The following is an 18,641-nucleotide window of genomic DNA, read 5'->3' on the forward strand; positions in this document are numbered from 1 at the left end:
GGGATCATGTCGCATGGGAGACCATCAGGTCAACGACGGTCAGCTCGGGGGGACACCGTAACCTCACCGGCACGCCGATGGTGCCCAGGCCCCGGTTGACGTACAGCCACGCTGACCCGACCCGGTGCAGCCCTTCCACGTAGCGGTGGTGGTGGACCCACCGGGCCCAGACAGGGCCCAACAGCGGCAGCACCACCTGGCCGCCGTGCGTGTCTCCTGCCAGGACCAGCGCCCCATGGGTGCACCCTTCGTCGTGGTCGACGACGTGGTAGGTGTGCGCGGCGATCAGCCGTGCGGTAGCCACGGGCCCCGACCCGGCGTCCTCCGGCCCGTCCCACCCGGACAGGGCCGTCCCCTGCACCCAGCGTCCTGCCTCGTCGTCCCACCGCGCCTGCGCCACCGGCGCTCGCTCGATCGCCTGGCGGCACCGATCGAGGCGCAGGTCCGGCGTGTCGACTCCTACGAGCTGGAGGCTCAGGCCACGGGAGACGAGCTCCACCCGCCGGTTGACCAGGACCCACCCGCCCCGGGCCTCGAGGCGCTCGCGAAGCGGCCCCATGAGGTCCGAGCGGTCGTGGTCGTGATTGCCCCACACCACGACGGTCCTGGCAAGCGCCGCCAGCTCCTCCACGAAACGCTCGGCCACGCCCGGGCGGGACGCGCCGTCCACCAGATCCCCCGTCACCACCGCCAGCTGGGGCCGCAGCTCGGCCAGGGCCTCCAGGGCCAGCCGGTGGGACCGGCCTGGCCTGCGATGCAGGTGCAGATCCGAGAGCTGGACGACCCGCAAAGCGACCCGACCCGTCGGGCGGCCCTCTTCGTGGCCCCCTTCCCCGGGCGGGAGCGGCCCTTTCCCCGGGGGTACCGGCCAGAGCCCGTCGGAGCTCACCGTGAACGAGAGGTGCCGGGTCACCAGGCGTGATGCCTCCCACAGCCCGGCCCCCCAGGCCGCGGCGAAAGCGGCCGCGGCGGCGCCGGCCACCGCCTCCGGCCAGGACGCCATCACCGCGCCGCGGCCACGGACCGGGACCCATACCCTCTCGTCGCCAGCCACTGCCGGGCCACGACCGCCGCCATCAAGCCCACCCCTATGAGATCCGTTACGAGGCCGGGGTCGATCATCATGACCCCTCCGGCCAACAGCATCACGCGCTCGACGACGGTGAGATGCGTCCTCATGAAGCCCCCGAGCGCCACGGCCACGGCGAACATTCCGGCCAGCGACGTGAAGGTCATCTGCAGGACCTGGAGCAGGTGCACGTCCTGCAGCAGCAGCACCGGGGACATGACGAAGATGTACGGCACCAAGAACGCGCCCACCGCAAGGCGCGTGGCGATCACGCCCGTTCGCATCGGGTTGCTGCCGGCAATGCCCGAGCCTGCGTACGCGGCCAGCGCCACGGGCGGCGTGATGTCGGCCACGACCCCGAAGTAGAAGACGAACATGTGGGCCGCCAGGAGCGGCACGCCCAACCGCAGCAGGGCCGGAGCGGCGATGGTGGAGGTGATGACGTAGTTGGCGGTGGTCGGCACCCCCATGCCGAGGATGAGCGACGTCACCATCGTGGACAGCATGGTCAACAGCAAGTTGCCTCGCGCCAGTTCGACCAGGCCGCTCGCCAGCTTGAGCCCGAGCCCGGTCAGCGTGACGACGCCGATGATGATGCCCGCCGCCGCCGTGGCCATGACCACGCCCAGCGCCCCTTTGGCGCCTTGCTCGAGCGCTGCCACGAAATCGCGCCAGCTCATCCGGGTCGAGGGATGCACCATCGAGGCGCCGATGGCGAGGACGATCCCGTAGAAGGCCGCCTTCATGGGGGTGCTGCCCTCGAGCAACAGCCAGATGATGCCGACGAGCGGCAGGAAGAGATGTCCTCGGCTTGCGAGCACGCTCCAGAATCCGGGAAGGTCTTTGCGCGGCAGGCCGCGCAAGCCGAGGCGCTTGGCCTCGTAGTGCACCGCGATGAAGATGCCGGTGAAGTAAAGGAGCGCCGGCACCGCGGCCGACTTGGCCACCTCGATGTACGGGATCCCGGTGAACTCGGCCATGAGGAACGCGGCCGCTCCCATGACGGGCGGCATGATCTGGCCCCCGGTGGAGGCCGCCGCTTCCACCGCTGCGGCGAACTCCGGCCGGTAGCCCAGGCGCTTCATCATGGGGATGGTAAAGCTGCCCGACCCCACCGTGTTGGCGACGGAGCTGCCCGAGATGGTTCCCTCCAGGGCGCTGGTGATCACCGCCACCTTGGCCGGCCCTCCGGAGGCCCATCCCGCGACCGCGTTGGCGAGATCGATGAAAAACCGGCCGATCCCGGTCTTCTCGAGGAAAGCCCCGAAGAGGATGAACAGGAAGATGAACGTCGACGACACCCCGAGCGGAATCCCGAAGATCCCCTCCGTCGTGAAGTACAGGTGGCTCGCCACCTGGGTGAGCGAGAACCCCCGGTGGGCGAAGAAGCCCGGCAGGTGGCGACCGGCCAGGGCGTAGGCGATGAACCCCATCCCGATGATCACGATGGGCCAGCCCACCACCCGGCGGGTCGCCTCCAGCACGAGCACGAGCGCCGCCAGCGCCACCACGATGTCGACCCGGGTCGGCATGGCCGCGCGCAGCACGATCTCCTGGTAAAAGACGACCAGATAGAGCGACGAGGCCGCCGCCGCCAGCGCGAGCGCCACGTCCCACCAGACGAGCCGCGTGCGGTCACCGCTGCGGCGAGCCGGGTAGAGGAGGTAGACCAGGGCCATCCCGAAGGCGAGGTGAACGGCCCGCTGGATCCGTGCGTCGAAGACTCCAAAGGCGGCCGTGTAGAGCTGGAACACCGAGAACGCAATGGCTAGCAGCGCCACGGCCGCCCCGACCGGCCCCCGCAGCCTCCGGTAGGCAGACTCCCGGTCGTATCGCGCCAGTACCTCGTCGATGTCGATGCGTTCTTCTGCGGCGTCGCTGCCTGAGCCCGCCGCGGTCGCGCCGCCTCTAAGTTCCGCCATGCTCCTCCCCTACCCCCACGATCTCCAGCTCCAGGGCCGCGCCCGGCCCTGCCAGCCGGCTCAAGGGATACGCCTGCCCGTTCACCCACAGCTGGTGTTCCGTCCAGGGCCACGTCCGCACGACGAGGTGCGGGATCACCCGGTGCAGGCCGTCCAGCACCAGGATCGCCTGTCCGTCCCGCCACTCCAACCGGCCCTCGGGCGGGAGCCCGGCCCCGAGCGAGGAATACTCGGTGCGGTAGAGCACGATCCCGTCGTCCCACCGGAAATACTCCCGCACCCGGGTCTTCTCCACCGAGTGGCGATACTCGATCGAAAACGCCGCATCCGGATGGTCCGGTGACAGCCGCAGCAGCAAGGCGCCCGACGCGGCGTCCCGGACCTCCACCCAAACCGCCTCGCCCGCCGGAACTTCGCCGGCGACACCGCCCGGTGCTGCCAGCACGACCGACGCGGCCAGCGCGATCGCGAGCCCTCCGGCCCGGGCCGCCCCGGCGAGCATCTGAGCGCATCGCGGCACGGCGGGCCGGCACCCCCCACGGAGCGCCCGCCCGCCGGCCGCCCGGGCCTCGGCCGTCACCCGTCGAAGCCCTGCCGTCGACGCTGCCCTCCCGTCAGCCTCCGGCCTGCTGGTAGAAACGGGCCGCGCCCGGATGGAGGTCCAGCGACATGCCGTCCCGGGCCCCCTCCAGGCTGACGTCCTTGCCGCGCACGTGGGCCTGGCCGAGGCGCGGTAGGTTGTCGAACAGCGCCCTGGTCAGGCGGAACACGAGGTCGTCGGGCAGGTCCGCCCGCGTCACCAGCATCGCCTTGACCGCCACGGTCGCAACGTCCTGGTCGATCCCCCGGTACGTACCCCCCGGCACGGTCACGGCCGTGTAGAACGGGTACCGCTGCCGGAGCTTGCGGGCCAGGTCGGAGGGGACGGCCACGATGGTGACTTCCTTCTGGACGGCGATGTCCTGGATGGCGGCGGTGGGGATCCCCGCCGTCACGAACGCGGCGTCCACGTGCCCATCCCTCAGGTTGCTGGCCGCCTCGGCGAAGGAGAGGTAGCTCACGGAAACGTCCTTGTACGTGAGCCCCGCAGCTTCGAGGATCTGGCGGGCGTTGGCCTCGGTACCGCTGCCGATGTCGCCTACCGCGACCCGCTTCCCCTTGAGGTCGGCCACGGACCGGATGTTGGCCTGCTTGAGTGCCACGATCTGGATGACCTCGGGATAGAGGGTGGCGACGCCCTTCAGCGTCGCGACCTTGCGCCCCTGGAACATCTCGGTGCCGTTGGCCGCATAGTAGGCGATGTCGTTTTGGATGAACGCCAGCTCGGCCTGGCCCTGGGCCAGCAAGTTGACGTTGGCCACGGAGGCTCCGGTTGCCTGTACGGACGCGTTGACCCCGGGCACGTGCTGGTTGAAGATCTCCGCCAGGGCGCCGCCCAGCGGATAGTACACGCCGGCGGTGCCCCCGGCGGCAATCGTTACGAACTCTGCCGCCGACGCCCCTACCGGTAGCGCAGCCACCAGCGCGGCCGCCACGAAGGCCAGGCGCGTCCCGGCCATGCTTCTCACGGCTCGACCGACCTCCCTCGATGCAAGGTTGAAATGGCGACGGTTGCCCTCACGGATCCGGATACCGGTTGCTAGCAACGACCCACGAGAAAAGCAAGCCGCGCGCGGACGGGTGGGAGCATTCGACGAAAATCCGTCTCATTCCTTTGAAGGGAGGCCCCCTCCAAAGGGAGCGCGCCGGGAGAGGACGGACCCGCGGGCGGCGAATGATCCCGGGGACGGAGAAAGGAGGCCGGATTCCCCATGCGCCGGGCCTTCATCACGGGTGCCCAGGCCATCGTCCAGGGAGCCCTCGACGCCGGGTGCGACTTTTTCGCCGGTTACCCCATCACCCCTGCCTCCCCCATCCTGGCCGGTATGGTGCGGGCCTTGCCCGGGCGGGGAGGCGTCGCCATCCAGGCCGAGGACGAGATCGCCTCCATCGGGATGTGCATCGGCGCTGCCATGGCCGGACGACGCGCCATGACGGCCACGAGCGGCCCGGGGATCAGCCTCTACAGTGAAAACGTCGGGCTCGCCATCATGGCCGAGGTGCCGCTCGTGATCGTGGACGTCCAGCGCCTGGGGCCGGCGACGGGCGGGGCGACGACGGTCGCGCAGGGCGACTTGCAGTTCGTCCGGTGGGGCACGTCGGGGGGCTACCCCATCGTCGCGTTCAGCCCATCCGATGCCGCGGAGTGTTACCATTTGACCATGAAGGCGTTCGCATGGGCCGAGCGGCTTCGGGCGCCCGTCTTCCTGCTGGCCGACAAAGAGGTGGTCATGACCGCCGACACCGTCGATCCGGATCGCCTCGTGCCTTACCCGGTCGAGGGGCGACGCCTGGCCGATCCCGGCAAGCCGTACCGGCCGTACGCCGTGGAGGCGCCCGAGGACGTCCCCGCCTTTGCGCCTATCGGGGGGCCGATCGTGACCCGCGTCAACACCTCTACCCATGACGAGGCGGGGTACCTCACCAAGCAGCCCGCCAAGGTCGACCGGCTCAACCGGCACCTGAGCGCCAAGATCGAGGCGGCGGCTCGCGAGATCGAGGACGTGGTGCTCGACCTTCTGCCTGGGGCCACGACGCTCATCGTCAGTTACGGGGTGAGCGCCCGTTCCGCCAGGGACGCCGTGCTGGAGCTCCGGCGGGCAGGCCGGGCCGTCTCGCTGGCGGTGCTGCGTTCGGTGTGGCCGCTGCCCGCCAGGGCGCTTTCCCGGGCGCTCGAGGGCGTGCGGCGGGTCGTGGTGGCAGAGCTCAATTTGGGGCAGCTCCGCCTCGAGGTGGAGCGCCTCGCGGCCGGAGGCCGGGAGGTGAGCGGCGTGCACCGGGTCGACGGGGAGCTGATCACGCCGGAGGAGATCGCCCGCGCGGTGGCGTGAGCGAGCAGGGAGGCAGGGAAAGCATGGCCACGAGAATCGGCAGCGACGAGCAGATGCAGGCGCCCGCCGCCACGATGCTCGATCCCTCCCGGTTGCCTTACCCCTTCTGCCCGGGATGCGGTCACGGGCACATCCTCGACGCCCTGGACCGGGCGCTCGTGCGCCTCGGTAGGCCGGCCCACGAGGTCGCCATCGTCACCGATATCGGGTGCGTGGGCCTGTCCGACCAGTACTTCGTGACCCACGCCTTTCACGGGCTGCACGGGCGGGCCGTCACCTACGCGACGGGCATCAAGCTGGCGCGGCCCGAGCTGACCGTCGTCGTGCTGATCGGGGACGGCGGCTGCGGCATCGGCGGCCACCACCTCATCAGCGCCGCCCGGCGCAACGTCGGCGTCACGGTGCTGGTCTTCGACAACTTCAACTTCGGGATGACGGGCGGGCAGCACTCCGTGCTCACCCCTTCCGGCAGCATCACGGCCACGACGCCCGCCGGCAACCTCGAGGCCCCGATGGACGTGGCGGCGACCGCAGCGGTCAACGGCGCATCCTTCGTCGCCCGCACCACCGCGTTCGACCCCGGGCTCGACGCCCTCATTTACGAGGCCCTGTCGACGGACGGGTTCGCCCTGCTGGACATCTGGGAGCTGTGCACGGCGTACTTCGTGCCCAACAACCGGTTCAGCCGCAAGGCCATGGAAGCCATGCTCGCCTCGAGCGGCATGGCCTCCGGCGTGCTGGTGCACAGGCAGCGCCCGGAGCTTGCCAGGACCCTGGCCTCGGCCTCGCAGGGCGCCCCGGCCTCCCGGGTCGCACCGGCTGCAGGCGGCCGGGCAGGGGGCATCGAGCCCCGCTTCCAGAGCAGGCTCGAGCGGCGGCGCTCCCTCACCCTGGCGGGGGCGGCCGGCGAGAAGGTGCGGTCGGCGGCGACGGTGCTGGCCAGGGCGGCGGTGCTGTCCGGGCTGTACGCCACGCAGCGGGACGACTACCCGGTGACCGTCATGACCGGCCACTCGATCTCCGAACTCGTGGTCAGCCCGGAGCCTATCGGCTACACCGGCGTCCCGGCTCCGGACATCCTGGTGGTCACGGCCCCGGAGGGAGCCGGCGTCACCGCTTCGCTGCCATCCCGGATGGGGCCCGGCACACGCATCTACGTCGAGCACAGCCTGGCAGGGCGTATCGGCGCCACCCGGGCGAGCGTCGAGCCTTTCTACGCCGATCGCCTCGGCAAGCGGGCGGCGGCACTGGCAGTGCTCGCGGCGGTGGCCGAGCGGGAAGGGCTGGTCAGCGCCGAAGCGCTGCGGGCATCCGTCGACATGGAAAGCCGCGAGACGGTCGCGCAGGAGATGCGGCAGGCGCTCGAGGAGCGGCAGACCGTCTGGGAGCCGGCCGCTCCTTCCCGCAAGGTCACGTGACCGGCCTCGTCCCGCCGGCACGGGAGACCCTGGCGTGGTGCCCGTTACGGGAGCCGGGGGCACCGGTCTTGTGATCCATGCCCGGGATGGGCACCGCCTCCAGTGCGATGAGCACGGCCCTGCCCCAGTTGGTGAGATCCACGTGGCGGACCTCCCACCTGGTCTCGGCACGCCGGCGGTTGCGGCAGTAGACCTGCACGAGCCCTGCCCGGCAAAGCGCCATCAACGCTTCGTGGAGCGTGGCCAGGTCACGGCGCGCCCTCTGGTGATCCCGTTCGATCAGCCGGTAAGGCCGCCCCTCGACCAGGGTTCTGGCGAGCTTGCGGGCCGTTTCCCAAACGTCCCGGGAAAGGGCGTCCGCCAGCTCTTCCAGGGTGGCCTTGCACAGGCCCCGGATCTGCTGGCCCACCGGGACCGGGCAGACCGAAACCAGGCCCTCGTCCCGTGCGACCAGGTGCTGGCGGCGGACCAGGTAGGGGCCCTCTCGCACCCAGGGGAGCCATACCTTGTCGGGTACCTCGTGGTGTTTCATCGATCCGGCCGTGGCGTAAGGCCTCCGTTTTCGGGTACGGCGGCCCGGGCGGGGCGCCGCGCCCGGGGTATGGTAAATTCGCATCGGTATTATAGGGGCATGTTCGCCATCCCATCCCGCCGTCCTGGAGGGAGCGCGCGAGAAGGTGGACGACATGGTGAGTACCGTGGTCCTGGTGGCCGACGAGCTGGTCGACCGGCAACCGCGCGACCAGCTGGCGCGGAGTCTCGCCCGCGTCGCGTACGAGTCAGCGAAGCACCGGCGGGTCTGGGTGGTGGGGCCTCCCGGCCTGGTACCGGCGTCGCCGCCGGAGGGCGGTGCGTGGGAGCATGCGGAGAGCCTGTCGGACCTCCCGCCTCTTGCGGCCGGAAGAGGCAGCACAGTGCTGGTCGTGGGCGGCCGCCCGGAGCGCTCCATCCGGTGGGCCAACCGGCACCGCCTGAAGAGCGTGCTCGTCGTGCCCGAACCGGGGGAGGATCAGCAGCCCGGCAGCCTCGACGAGGCCCCCGACTTCGTCCTGGAGTCGGTCGAGGACGTCCTCGGTCTCATCCGGCGCATCGAGCGGGAAGAGGGCGACTTCGAGGGCACGGAGTAGGGAGCAACGATCGGGTTCGTGCGACGAAGCCCGAAGGAGATCGATGGAGATCGAGGGAGATTTCGCGGGGTTTCATCCTTCGTGCCAGTTACCTCCAGATGCCGCGCGGCGGGGGGTGGCGCGCGGCGCATTGACCCGCCTGCGACCCGTGCTAGAGTGATGGCAGAAATCGGGAGTGGTCATCCCGATGGGGGCCGCGTGGTCAGGAGCCCGAGGCGGCTTGCGACCGCCCGGCGTGTGGGCCTTGCTCCTGCACGTCCCCTCCGGTGGAGAGGAGGTGGACTCGTTCCATGGAGAAGAAGCCCGCGAAGGAGACCAAGAAGCCGGCTCCGAAGAAGGAAAAGTGAGCAGTCGTCCCTGGTAAGCGCAAGCATGCGACCAGTTCGCTGGCGTCAGGAAGGAAGCGCCCGAGCTCGAGCCCGGGCGCTTCCTCGTTGCAGTCACCGGCATCGGCCGGCCGGCTCCGGTGGTGCCGGTTTACCAGCCCCAGCCCGGGCCCATCATGCGGCCCATGCCGCCGCCACGGTAGCCGCGGCCCAGGCCGCCGCCGCACGGCCCCATGCCCAAACCGCCGCCGTAGGGCCCGAAGGTCGTGATCTTCGCCTTCTGCTCATCGGTCAAGACCGCCCGGATCGCCAGCTGAGTCTGCAGCCGCTGCTCCGCCAGCTTTTGCTGCAGCTGCCCGATCTCCTGCAGCAAGGACTTGGCCTTCGCCTGGTCCGGCTGCGCCTGCCGCAGCACCAGCGCCAGTTCCTGGCGCTTGGCCAGCAGTTGCTGCTGGATGGGCGCCGCCTCCTGATACGCCTTGGTCTGGATCTCCTGGATCTGGCTGATTTGCTGATCCGTCAGACCCAGCGCCTGCCACACCGGAGGCACGCTGCCCGCTGCGCCCCACGCTCCCGGCCCTGCCGCCCGGCCACGAGGAGGAGCCGCGAGGCCGACGGCGGCCACCGACACCACCAGGCCCAGCGCCGCCACGGCCACGATCCATGGCGTTACCCGCTTGCCCCGCATCCAGTCGCGCACAGTCCATCGCCCCTTTTCTTGCCCTTTCGTCTGGGAGGGCGCCGTCCGGAGCCCGGCGCTCTGCCGACCCCCCGCGCCTCTCTCCGGGGCTTACTGTGCCATGACGCTCTGGTCCGCGTATGAAGGGATTGTGGAGATCCGAAGAAGCCCGGCCCCGGCTCATCCCGCCGCTCCCGGCAGCCCGTCCCACTCCGTGTCGGCCAGCAGGCGCACCCGCACCTCGGCCCCGGCCGGCAGCCGCTCCACCTCGACCGGGATGGCGACCAGCACCCGGGCTTCAGCCGGGGAGCGGACCGACGACGACGATTGGCGGGCCAGGGGTTCCACCACCAACCGGCCCCCCGAGAGCCACGCCCGGGCGCGCAACCACCTCAACCGCCCGGGGGTCATCTCGAGGGGCGTCGCGAGCGTACCCGTGAGCTCCGGAGGGTGCCAGGGATGTCCCAGCCACACCCTGACCAGTGGCCGCATGAAGAGCTCCGCGGCGACCATGGCGCCCCCGGGCGTGCCCGGCAGGCCAAAGACGGGGCGCCCGTCCCAGACCCCGAAAGCCACGGGCCGGCCCGGACGAATGGCGACCCGGTGGAAGCGCCACTGCACCCCCAGAGCCGCCAGGGTGGCGTGCACCAGGTCCCGCAGGCCGACGCTCATGCCGCCCGTGATGGCCAGGGCGTCCGCCCGCTCCATGGCGGCCAGGACTGTATCGCGCAGCGCCCCCTCGTCGTCACGCGCCACGCCCGCCAGCCGCACGCTCGCCCCCCAGGCCCGAAGCTGTGCACCCAGGGCGTAGGCGTTGCTGTTGCGCACCTGGCCGGGACCAAGGCGCGGGGCCGAGGCCTCCACCACTTCGTCGCCCGTTGCTACCACGGCAAAGACCGGGCGCCTGCGCACGCGGACCCTCACCCGCCCCAGCGCTGCGAGGAGCCCCACGGCTCCCGCCGTCAACATGCGGCCTTCCCGGAGGGCGACCTCCCCGGCCCTGATGTCCCCGCCTGCCGCGAACGTGTTGGCGCCCGTCCCGACGGGCCGCATCACCGCAATGGCCCCGCCGGGCTGCGGGGCGGTCACCTCCTGCGGCACCACCGCGTCGGCCCCCGGCGGGAGAGGCACACCCGTCATCACCCGGACGCACTCCAGGGGGCCCACCCGCGCCGACGCCTGCGAACCGGCGGTCACCGTCTGGAGCACCCGCACGACGACCGGGCTCTTCTCAGAGGCCTGCTCCACGTCCCGGGCACGGACCGCGTACCCGTCCATCGTGGCGCGGCTGGCCAGGGGCACGTCCTCCTCCGCGACCACATCCTCGGCGAGCACTCGCCCGGCCGCCTCCTCCAACGAGACCTCCTCCGCCCCCACAGGCCCCAGCTCCCTGGCCGCGGCGAGCACGCGGGAAAGGGCCTGTTCGTATGAGAGCAGCCCCTCCAGGCCGACCTCGGGCGTGCCCCCGCTCGTGGCCGAGTCGTGCGTCACTTCCCCGTCCCCTCCCCCCGGGGCCGGATTTCCTCTTGCATCCAGCGCCAGTACGGCTCGTGCAGCCGTTCGATGGGAATGGCGGAGATGGCGGGCACGGAGTAGGAATGCATCTCCCGTACTGCTCGTTCCAGCGGCTCGAGGGCCTCCGCCACCGTCTTCACCAGCACCAGGGCCTCGCCCGCCTCCTCCAACCGGCCTTCCCACCAGTAGACCGAATGGACGGCCGGCACCACGCTGGCGCACGCCGCCAGCCTGCGTTCGACCAGGGAGCGGGCGATACGACGCGCCTCTTCTTCGCCGCCCGCGGTGATGTACACGAGGTAAGCTCGCCCGGTCATGGGGACCTGCCCGTCCCTTCTCTCACACCGGCGCTCGGGAGCGAGCGACGCTGCGCACGTAGCGGACGATTTCGCCCAGGTCCGACCCGGGCGGGAAGACCCGGCGCACGCCCAAACCCACCAGGTGCTCCGCGTCCTCCGAGGGGATCGTGCCGCCCACCACCACCGGCACGTCCCCGGCGCCGAGCGCGCGCAGCTTCTCCAGCACCTGCGGGATGAGCGCATTGTGTGCCCCTGACAGGATGCTGATCGCCACCACGTCGACGTCTTCGTCCACCGCCGTGCGTGCCAGCTCCTCAGGGGTCCGGAACAACCCCGAGTAGATCACCTCCATCCCCGCATCCCGGAGCGCGCGGGCGATCACCTTGATGCCCCGATCATGCCCGTCCAATCCGACCTTGGCCGCCAGGACGCGGATCGGAAGGGCCTTCGGGCCGGCCGCATCGCTCATACGACCGCCTCCTCCACGTAGCTCCCCCAGACGCTCTTGAGAGTCTCCGTCATCTCCCCGAGGGTCGCGTACGCCTTGACCGCCTCGAGGATGGCCGGCATGGTGTTGTCGTCCCGCTGAGCCGCATCTCGCAGGGCGTCCAGCGCGAGCCGCACCCTGCGGTCGTCCCGGCGGGCCTTCACCTGCTGCAGCTTCTCCACCTGCCGCGTCTCGAGCTCGGGGTCGATGCGCAGGATGGGTACGCCCCGGTCCTCCTCCGGCGGGATGGTGTAGCGGTTGACGCCGACCACCACGCGGCGCCCCTCGGCCACTTCCCGCTGGAAGCGATACGCCGCCTCGGCAATCTCCCGCTGGGGATAACCGCGGCGGATCGCCTCGATCATGCCGCCCATCTCGAAGATGCGGTCGATGTACTCCGTGGCCCGCCGCTCCATCTCGGAGGTCAGGGCCTCCACGAAGTAGGAGCCCCCGAGGGGATCGACCACGTTGGCCACGCCGCTTTCCTCGGCGATGACCTGCTGGGTGCGGAGCGCAACGCGCGCCGCCTGCTCCGTCGGCAACGCCAGCGCCTCGTCCAGGCTGTTGGTGTGCAGGGACTGGGTGCCCCCGAGCACCGCGGCCAGGGCCTGCAGCGTCACCCTCACCACGTTGACCTCGGGCTGCTGGGCGGTCAGCGAACAACCGGCCGTTTGGGTATGGAAGCGAAGCATCCACGACCGGGGGTTGCGGGCATGGTACCGCTCTTTCATGAAGTGCGCCCACATCCGCCGGGCTGCCCGGAACTTGGCGATCTCCTCGAAGAAGTCGTTGTGGCTGTTGAAGAAGAAGGAAAGCCTCGGGGCGAACGCATCGACGTCCAGACCGCGCTCGAGGCACGCCTCCACGTAGGTCAGGCCGTCCGCCAGGGTGAAAGCGAGTTCCTGGACCGCCGTAGCACCCGCCTCGCGGATGTGGTACCCGCTGATGGAGACGGTGTTCCACCGGGGCATGTACCGGGTGGCGAACTCGATGGTGTCCACCACCAGCTTCAGCGACGGCTCCGGCGGGAAGATGAACTCCTTCTGGGCGATGTATTCCTTCAGGATGTCGTTTTGAACGGTACCGCCGATGCGGGAGAGGGGTACCCCCTGCTTCTCCGCTACGGCGACGTACATCGCCATCAGGATGGCCGCCGGCCCGTTGACGGTCATGGAGGTGGTCACCTGGTCGAGGGGAATGCCCTCGAATATGCGCTCCATGTCCGCCAGGGTGTCGACCGCCACCCCCTCGCGCCCGACCTCGCCCCTGGCCCTCGGGTGGTCCGAGTCGTAACCCAGCAGGGTCGGCAGGTCGAAGGCCACCGAAAGCCCCGTCTGCCCGTTTTCCAGGAGGTAGTGGAAGCGGCGGTTGGTCTCCTCGGCCGTGCCGTACCCGGCGAACTGGCGCATGGTCCACCGGCGGCCCCGGTACATGTCCGCGTGAATCCCCCGGGTGAACGGGTACTGGCCGGGGTCGCCCAGGTCCCGGGAGTAGTCCAGGTCCTCCACGTCGTGCGGCGTGTACACCTGCTTCAACGGGATCCAGGAGAGCGTGGCGAAGCCGCCGGCGCGCTCTTGCTGGTCCTCCCGATGCTCGGAAGCGTCGGCCCTCATGCTCCTCTCAACTCCCCTCCCTGCGGTGGAAGCGCCCGCCAGCCGGCGCGCCTGCCCCTGCTCACAGGGGTACGCCCAGGAGGGCGCCGCCCCCTCCAGGTGGTGATACGTCCCATCGCGATTTAAGGTATACCGGTTTCGCAGGAAGGGGCCAGAGCCCGTCCGTGGTAGACTGCCTGGGTGAGGAGGTGCAGGAGCCCTGCCACGTCCCGTCTTCATCGGCATCGCCGGCGGCACCGGTTCGGGCAAGACCACCGTGGCGCGCGCCATCCTGGCCCGGGTGCCCAGGGCGCAGGCCGTGCTCCTCGAGCAGGACGCCTACTACAAGGATCAGAGCCATCTCCCCCTGGACGAGCGGCGGCGCGTCAACTACGACCATCCTGCAGCCTTCGACACGGACCTGCTGGTGGCTCACCTGGACGAGCTGGCGGCAGGCCGGCCCATCGAGAAGCCCCTCTACGACTTCACCACGTATACCCGGACGGGAGCCACCGTCCGGGTCGCACCGGCGGATATCGTCATCGTCGAAGGGATCCTGGTGCTGGAGGATGCCCGGGTGCGGGAGCGGCTCGACATCAAGCTCTTCGTCGACACCGACGCCGACGTCCGGGTCTTGCGCCGCTTGCTGCGGGACATCCGGGAGAGAGGCCGCACCCTCGAGTCGGTGGTGAGCCAGTACCTGGAAACGGTGAGACCCATGCACCTGCAATTCGTCGAGCCCACCCGCCGGTACGCCGACCTCATCATTCCCGAGGGCGGGCTCAATGAGGTGGCCATCGACGTCCTGGTCAGCAAGGTGCAGGCGGTCCTGGCCCAGCGGAGGCAACACAACGTATCCACGGTGGGTTCTTGACTAGGCGAGACCGGCCTGGCTATCCTATCCTGTGCTTCGTAACGTCAACCATAGTCAAATCTTCGGGAGGAGCGGATAGCTTTGGCCGATCAAGTGGTCGCCAGGACCTTTGCGTCCATCCGCCAGCTGGACGGCATCTCCGAGCGGACGATGACGGAGCATTACAAGCTCTACCAGGGCTACGTCAACAAGTACAACGAGCTCATGAAGCGGATCGCGGAGCTGACCGACGACGACTACAAGGCTGCCAACCAGACGTACAGCCTCATCCGTGCGCTCAAGGTGGATCTCACCTTCGCCATCGGCGGCATGAAGAACCACGAGCTGTACTTCGACATCCTGGGCGGCACCGGCGGCAGGCCGGGCGGCGCGCTCTTGCAGCAGATCGAGAAGGACTTCGGCAGCTACGAGCGCTGGGCCGCCGACCTGAAGGCGACGGGGCTCGCCGCGCGGGGCTGGGTCTGGCTGGCGTGGGATCACGATCGCAAGTACCTGTTCAACTACATCGGCGACGCGCAAAACACCTTCCCCGTGTGGAACGCCACGCCGATCCTCGGTCTGGACACGTACGAGCACGCCTACTACATCGACTACGGCACCAACCGTGGTGCCTACATCGACGCCTACTTCCGCAACCTGGACTGGTCCAAGGTGGAGAGCCGCTTCAACGCCCTGCCCCGCTGAGGCGAGTGCAGGACAGGGATCCGCAGCGTGAAAAGGGCTGCCCGGACAACAAGCCGGCAGCTCTTTTCGCGTCGTCCCCTGGGGTTGCACGTCTCGTCTCGTACGGGCGTGCAAGCGCGGTTTTGTAACCGCTTTCTACCTCGTATACTCTTCGCCAAGAAGCCACGGTGGCGGGGCGGGGCACCATCTTTCCGGATTTCACCAGTTTCTGTCTGGAAGGAGACTGGGAGCGCCACGTGGAAGGCCCTCCCGCTCCCGGTACCGCCCGGCGAATCGGCCGCACTCTGGCAGGGCATACTGGTGCCCTGGCACGGTTTTGCCACGAGGGTCCTGGGCTGTTGGTCCTTGGGGAGGGCGTTCGAGACGTGGGTACATATGGCCAGGCGGCCGGCCGGCCGCTGGATCGGGAGACGACCCGCCGCCGTCTTGGGGGTTCCATGGGATGGATGGGTCTGGCGGCGATGCTCGCAGGGCTTGCGGTGGGAGTCTTGCTGGGCGGTCGCGCCACGGGGCCCCTGGCCGCTCGGGCCGCAACGCCGGCCGTGCTCTCCCTCAAGCCTCAGCAGTACCCTCCGTGGCTGCGCACGCTCGCCCATAGCCCACCGGCCGCCGGCCGGCAAGGCACAGCCGTGCTGGCTTTGCAGCGGCTCCTGTTCAGCCTGGGCTACGACCTGAGCCTCGATGGGATCTTCGGGAGCGGGACGCGCCAGGCGCTGGCGCGCTTTCAACGCCAGCATGGCCTGCCTGCCACGGGCCGAGCCGATCGGGCCACCGTTTCACGGCTCGTCCAGGTCACCTGGTGGTATCCGGTCAAGTACGGTGACACGTTGAGCGGCATCGCTTCGCTGTACGGCACCGACGTCCGTACGCTCCAGGCCCTCAACGGGCTGTCCGGGGCGGCGATCCGGGCCGGGATGCGGCTGCTGGTGCCCCGTGCCGGCATCGGCGGCACCGTGAGCGAGTGGGGACGCTACGTGGTACAGCGCGGGGACACCCTCTGGGAGGTGGCGCGCCGATTTCAGGTTTCCCCGTCCGACCTGCAGCGCGCCAACGGCCTGCTGGACGCGCGGAGCCTGAGGCCGGGCCAGCACCTGTGGCTGCCGGCCGATCGCCGGCCGGCCGACGAGGGCAGCCAGTATCTCCTCTGGCCCGTGCAGGGGCCGGTGACCTCGAGCTTCGGCTGGCGGAGTTCCCCGTTCGGCAGCGGCGAGAGGGAGTTCCACGAGGGGGTCGACATCGCGGTCCCCGTGGGCACGCCGGTGCGGGCCGCTGCGTCCGGCGTGGTCATCCAGGCCGGGTGGATGGGCGGCTTCGGGTACGGTGTGGTCATCGACCACGGCGGCGGGCTTCAGACCCTGTACGGGCACAACCGCCGGCTGGCCGTCCGGGTCGGACAGAAGGTGCGGCGGGGCCAGGTCATCTCCTGGTCCGGCTCGACCGGGCGTTCGACGGGGCCCCATCTCGACTTCCGGATCAAGAAGGACGGGAGGACCATCGATCCCCTCACCATGCTCCCGCCCCGCTGAGAGGGCTCGCACCGTGACGGTTCACATAGTTGCTCTCGTTCATAATTGACATGGCTAAGTAACCTCGCGTATACTGGCGGCGGCAAACCCATGGGGCGCCCGTAAGGCGCTGGCTGCCCGGGTGCCCGCGAGAGGGGTCCAGCTTGTGGGAGCCGCAGCCCTGATCATGCTCCGCGAGGGTCTCGAGGCTTCGCTCATCGTCGCCATCCTCCTCGGATACCTGCACAAAGTGGGTGAGCCCCGCTCGTCCCGCTACGTGTGGCTCGGCGTGGCAGGCGCCGTGGCGGTGAGCCTGGCGCTGGCCCAGTTGTTCTCCCGGTTCGCCGGCGGCTTCGAAGGGCGGGCAGAGCAGCTCTTCGAAGGAGCGGTGATGCTGCTCGCCACCGGCGTGCTGACGTCCATGATCCTCTGGATGCAGGGGCAGGCACGCCACCTGCGGGGGCGCCTCGAGGCGCGCGTCGACCGGGCGCTCTCCAGCGGGCAGCTGTTGGGTCTGGCATCGCTCGCCTTCGTGGCCGTTACCCGCGAGGGCGTGGAGAGCGTGCTGTTCCTGGGCGCCGTCTTCTTCCTCCAGCCGGATCCGACCGCGATGGCCGGTGCACTGGTGGGTCTCGCGGCGGCGGTGGCCATTGCGTACGCGATGGTGCGGGCCTCCTTGCGGCTCAATCTGCAGAAGTTCTTCTTCTTCACCGGCGCCCTCCTGGTCGCGCTCGGCGCCGGGCTGCTGGCAGGCGGCGTGCACGAGCTGCAGGAGGCCGCGATCCTGCCGGTCTTCGTCGAGCATGTGTGGGACATGAGCGCCGTGTTGCCGGAGCAGAGCGTACCCGGCCAGTTGCTCAAGGCGCTGTTCGGCTACAACGCGGATCCGTCGCTGCTCGAGGTGCTCGGCTGGCTTGCTTACGTGGGTACGGTGGGCGCCCGCTACTTCGGGGCCACCCGGGTGCGGCCAGCCGTCTCCCCGGCTCCTCCTGCGGCCGCCTGAGCGCCTTGGAGGAAGGCGTGGATCCGGTCGATGGCCTCCTCGATGGCGGCCACCGGCGCCGCATACGAAAAACGCAGATGGCCTTCCGCCCTCGGCCCGAAGTCGATGCCGGGAGTGAGCGCCACGCCGGCGTGGTCGAGGAGCTGGATCGCGAAGCGTCGAGAGTCGGTCGCCACCGAGCGCACGTCGGCCAGGACGTAGAAGGCGCCTTCCGGCCTCCCCGCCACGCGCCACCCCAGGCGCTCCAGCCCGGCGAGCAGGGTCCTGCGCCTCCTGCGGAGCTCCTCCGCCATGGCCCGGGTGTGGCCCTCGCCCTGCTCCAAGGCTACGATCCCGGCCTCCTGGGCCGCAGCCGGGGCGCACACCATCAGGTTCTGCTGGAGCTTCATCAGGGGCCGCACCAGCTCCTCCGGCACCACGCACCAGCCGAGCCGCCATCCGGTCATGGCGAACCGCTTTGAAAACCCGTCGACCACGATAGCGTCGGGATCGAACCGGAGCGCGGTGGGTTCGACCGGTCGATCCGAGAGGCCGTGGTAGATCTCGTCCGAGATGAGCCACAGGCCTCTTTCGGCTGCCCAAGCCGTGAGCTGCCGGACTTCGTCCGGGTGGTACACGACCCCGGTAGGGTTGGCGGGCGAGTTGACGATGAGCGCTTTCGTGCGGTTCGTCACGGCTCGCTCCAGGGCCTCCACGCTCAGCCGGTAACCGAACGCCTCGCCCGCGTCCACCTGCACGGGTACGCCGCCCGCCGCCCGGACGTAATTGGGATAGCACGAATAACCGGGGTCGGGCACCAGCACCTCGTCGCCCGGGTCGAGGATGGCCAGCGCCAGCATCGTCAGCAGGGGTGAGCTACCGGATCCCACCACGATTCGCTCCGGGGAGACCTCCACGCCGTGGAGCGTGAAGTACCGGCGGGCGATGGCCTCCCGCAGGCGAGGGATCCCGAGAGCCTCGGTGTAGTGGGTCCGGCCCTCGGCCAGCGCCCGGCGCCCTGCCTCGACGACGTCGGGAGGGCTCGGGAAGTCGGGGTCCCCGACCTCGAGATGGATGATCGAGCGGCCCTGCTCTTCGAGGCGGCGAGCCCGGGCCAGGATGTCCATGGCCAGGAAGGGCGGGATCTCCTCGGCTCGACGGGACGGTCCGAAACCTCGACGCATGACGGTCGCGCTCCCCCTCGCCCTTGCCGGATTGCCGGCGGGCATTCT

18 protein-coding genes are annotated in these 18,641 nt (G+C 69.9%); 7 read left to right on the forward strand and 11 right to left on the reverse strand.

What is annotated here, in order from left to right:
- Positions 1 to 4: 4 nt before the first annotated feature.
- The 4 genes from U7230_RS10210 to U7230_RS10225 form a co-directional block, all read right to left on the reverse strand.
- On the reverse strand, positions 5 to 1,003 hold the full coding sequence (locus U7230_RS10210) for a metallophosphoesterase (protein ID WP_324718226.1): 999 nt from the start codon (positions 1,001 to 1,003) through the stop codon (positions 5 to 7).
- Entirely contained in the window at positions 1,003 to 2,991 is a 1,989-nt protein-coding gene (locus U7230_RS10215; RefSeq protein WP_324715743.1) for a TRAP transporter permease, read from the reverse strand. The genes U7230_RS10210 and U7230_RS10215 overlap by 1 nt, the downstream gene beginning before the upstream one ends.
- Positions 2,978 to 3,511, reverse strand: a complete 534-nt coding sequence (locus tag U7230_RS10220) for a DUF1850 domain-containing protein (RefSeq protein WP_324715744.1) — start codon at positions 3,509 to 3,511, stop codon at positions 2,978 to 2,980. Before U7230_RS10220 ends, U7230_RS10215 begins: the two co-directional genes overlap by 14 nt.
- Before the next feature lie 94 nt (positions 3,512 to 3,605).
- Complete coding sequence (locus tag U7230_RS10225) at positions 3,606 to 4,550, reverse strand: TAXI family TRAP transporter solute-binding subunit (protein ID WP_324718227.1); 945 nt, start codon at positions 4,548 to 4,550, stop codon at positions 3,606 to 3,608.
- Between the two features lie 252 nt (positions 4,551 to 4,802).
- Here U7230_RS10225 and U7230_RS10230 point away from each other — a divergent pair, with 252 nt between their 5' ends.
- Together U7230_RS10230 and U7230_RS10235 are read left to right on the forward strand one after the other, a co-directional pair.
- Complete coding sequence (locus tag U7230_RS10230; RefSeq protein WP_324715745.1) at positions 4,803 to 5,921, forward strand: hypothetical protein; 1,119 nt, start codon at positions 4,803 to 4,805, stop codon at positions 5,919 to 5,921.
- A 23-nt stretch (positions 5,922 to 5,944) separates the two neighbouring features.
- Entirely contained in the window at positions 5,945 to 7,339 is a 1,395-nt protein-coding gene (locus U7230_RS10235; protein ID WP_324715746.1) for a thiamine pyrophosphate-dependent enzyme, read from the forward strand.
- Here U7230_RS10235 and U7230_RS10240 read toward each other — a convergent pair.
- The gene (locus U7230_RS10240) at positions 7,332 to 7,871 is read right to left on the reverse strand and encodes a hypothetical protein (protein ID WP_324715747.1); all 540 of its coding nucleotides are present in this window, start codon (positions 7,869 to 7,871) and stop codon (positions 7,332 to 7,334) included. The two genes, U7230_RS10235 and U7230_RS10240, sit on opposite strands and share 8 nt — an antisense overlap.
- A 154-nt stretch (positions 7,872 to 8,025) precedes the next feature.
- On the opposite strand from U7230_RS10240, the gene U7230_RS10245 reads away from it, so the two are divergent.
- Positions 8,026 to 8,466 carry a hypothetical protein gene (locus U7230_RS10245; protein ID WP_324715748.1) on the forward strand — a complete coding sequence of 147 codons (441 nt, stop codon included), beginning with the start codon at positions 8,026 to 8,028 and terminating at the stop codon, positions 8,464 to 8,466.
- Positions 8,467 to 8,943: 477 nt separating this feature from the next.
- Here the strand turns inward: U7230_RS10245 and U7230_RS10250 are convergent, their stop codons facing one another.
- From U7230_RS10250 to U7230_RS10270, 5 genes are all read right to left on the reverse strand, one after another.
- Complete coding sequence (locus tag U7230_RS10250) at positions 8,944 to 9,492, reverse strand: Spy/CpxP family protein refolding chaperone (RefSeq protein ID WP_324715749.1); 549 nt, start codon at positions 9,490 to 9,492, stop codon at positions 8,944 to 8,946.
- Between the two features lie 159 nt (positions 9,493 to 9,651).
- Complete coding sequence (locus tag U7230_RS10255) at positions 9,652 to 10,962, reverse strand: molybdopterin molybdotransferase MoeA (protein ID WP_324715750.1); 1,311 nt, start codon at positions 10,960 to 10,962, stop codon at positions 9,652 to 9,654.
- Positions 10,959 to 11,303 (reverse strand): divalent-cation tolerance protein CutA, encoded by a 345-nt coding sequence (gene cutA, locus U7230_RS10260; RefSeq protein WP_324715751.1) that lies wholly within the window; start codon positions 11,301 to 11,303, stop codon positions 10,959 to 10,961. Before cutA ends, U7230_RS10255 begins: the two co-directional genes overlap by 4 nt.
- A 22-nt stretch (positions 11,304 to 11,325) precedes the next feature.
- Positions 11,326 to 11,754 carry a cobalamin B12-binding domain-containing protein gene (locus tag U7230_RS10265; protein ID WP_324715752.1) on the reverse strand — a complete coding sequence of 143 codons (429 nt, stop codon included), beginning with the start codon at positions 11,752 to 11,754 and terminating at the stop codon, positions 11,326 to 11,328.
- Positions 11,751 to 13,385 carry an acyl-CoA mutase large subunit family protein gene (locus U7230_RS10270; protein ID WP_324715753.1) on the reverse strand — a complete coding sequence of 545 codons (1,635 nt, stop codon included), beginning with the start codon at positions 13,383 to 13,385 and terminating at the stop codon, positions 11,751 to 11,753. The genes U7230_RS10265 and U7230_RS10270 overlap by 4 nt, the downstream gene beginning before the upstream one ends.
- A 199-nt stretch (positions 13,386 to 13,584) precedes the next feature.
- Between U7230_RS10270 and udk the strand changes: the two genes are divergently transcribed.
- The 4 genes from udk (at position 13,585) to efeU (ending at position 17,430) form a co-directional block, all read left to right on the forward strand.
- Complete coding sequence (udk, locus tag U7230_RS10275) at positions 13,585 to 14,238, forward strand: uridine kinase (protein ID WP_324718228.1); 654 nt, start codon at positions 13,585 to 13,587, stop codon at positions 14,236 to 14,238.
- An 81-nt stretch (positions 14,239 to 14,319) separates the two neighbouring features.
- Complete coding sequence (locus U7230_RS10280) at positions 14,320 to 14,922, forward strand: superoxide dismutase (RefSeq protein WP_324715754.1); 603 nt, start codon at positions 14,320 to 14,322, stop codon at positions 14,920 to 14,922.
- A gap of 365 nt (positions 14,923 to 15,287) precedes the next feature.
- Positions 15,288 to 16,448 carry a peptidoglycan DD-metalloendopeptidase family protein gene (locus U7230_RS10285; RefSeq protein ID WP_324715755.1) on the forward strand — a complete coding sequence of 387 codons (1,161 nt, stop codon included), beginning with the start codon at positions 15,288 to 15,290 and terminating at the stop codon, positions 16,446 to 16,448.
- A 145-nt stretch (positions 16,449 to 16,593) separates the two neighbouring features.
- The gene (efeU, locus tag U7230_RS10290) at positions 16,594 to 17,430 is read left to right on the forward strand and encodes an iron uptake transporter permease EfeU (RefSeq protein WP_324715756.1); all 837 of its coding nucleotides are present in this window, start codon (positions 16,594 to 16,596) and stop codon (positions 17,428 to 17,430) included.
- Here efeU and U7230_RS10295 read toward each other — a convergent pair.
- Complete coding sequence (locus U7230_RS10295; protein ID WP_324715757.1) at positions 17,370 to 18,593, reverse strand: pyridoxal phosphate-dependent aminotransferase; 1,224 nt, start codon at positions 18,591 to 18,593, stop codon at positions 17,370 to 17,372. The two genes, efeU and U7230_RS10295, sit on opposite strands and share 61 nt — an antisense overlap.
- Positions 18,594 to 18,641 lie beyond the last annotated feature (48 nt).

This window comes from Limnochorda sp. L945t (assembly GCF_035593305.1).
Lineage (GTDB): Bacteria > Bacillota > Limnochordia > Limnochordales > Geochordaceae > Carboxydichorda > Carboxydichorda subterranea.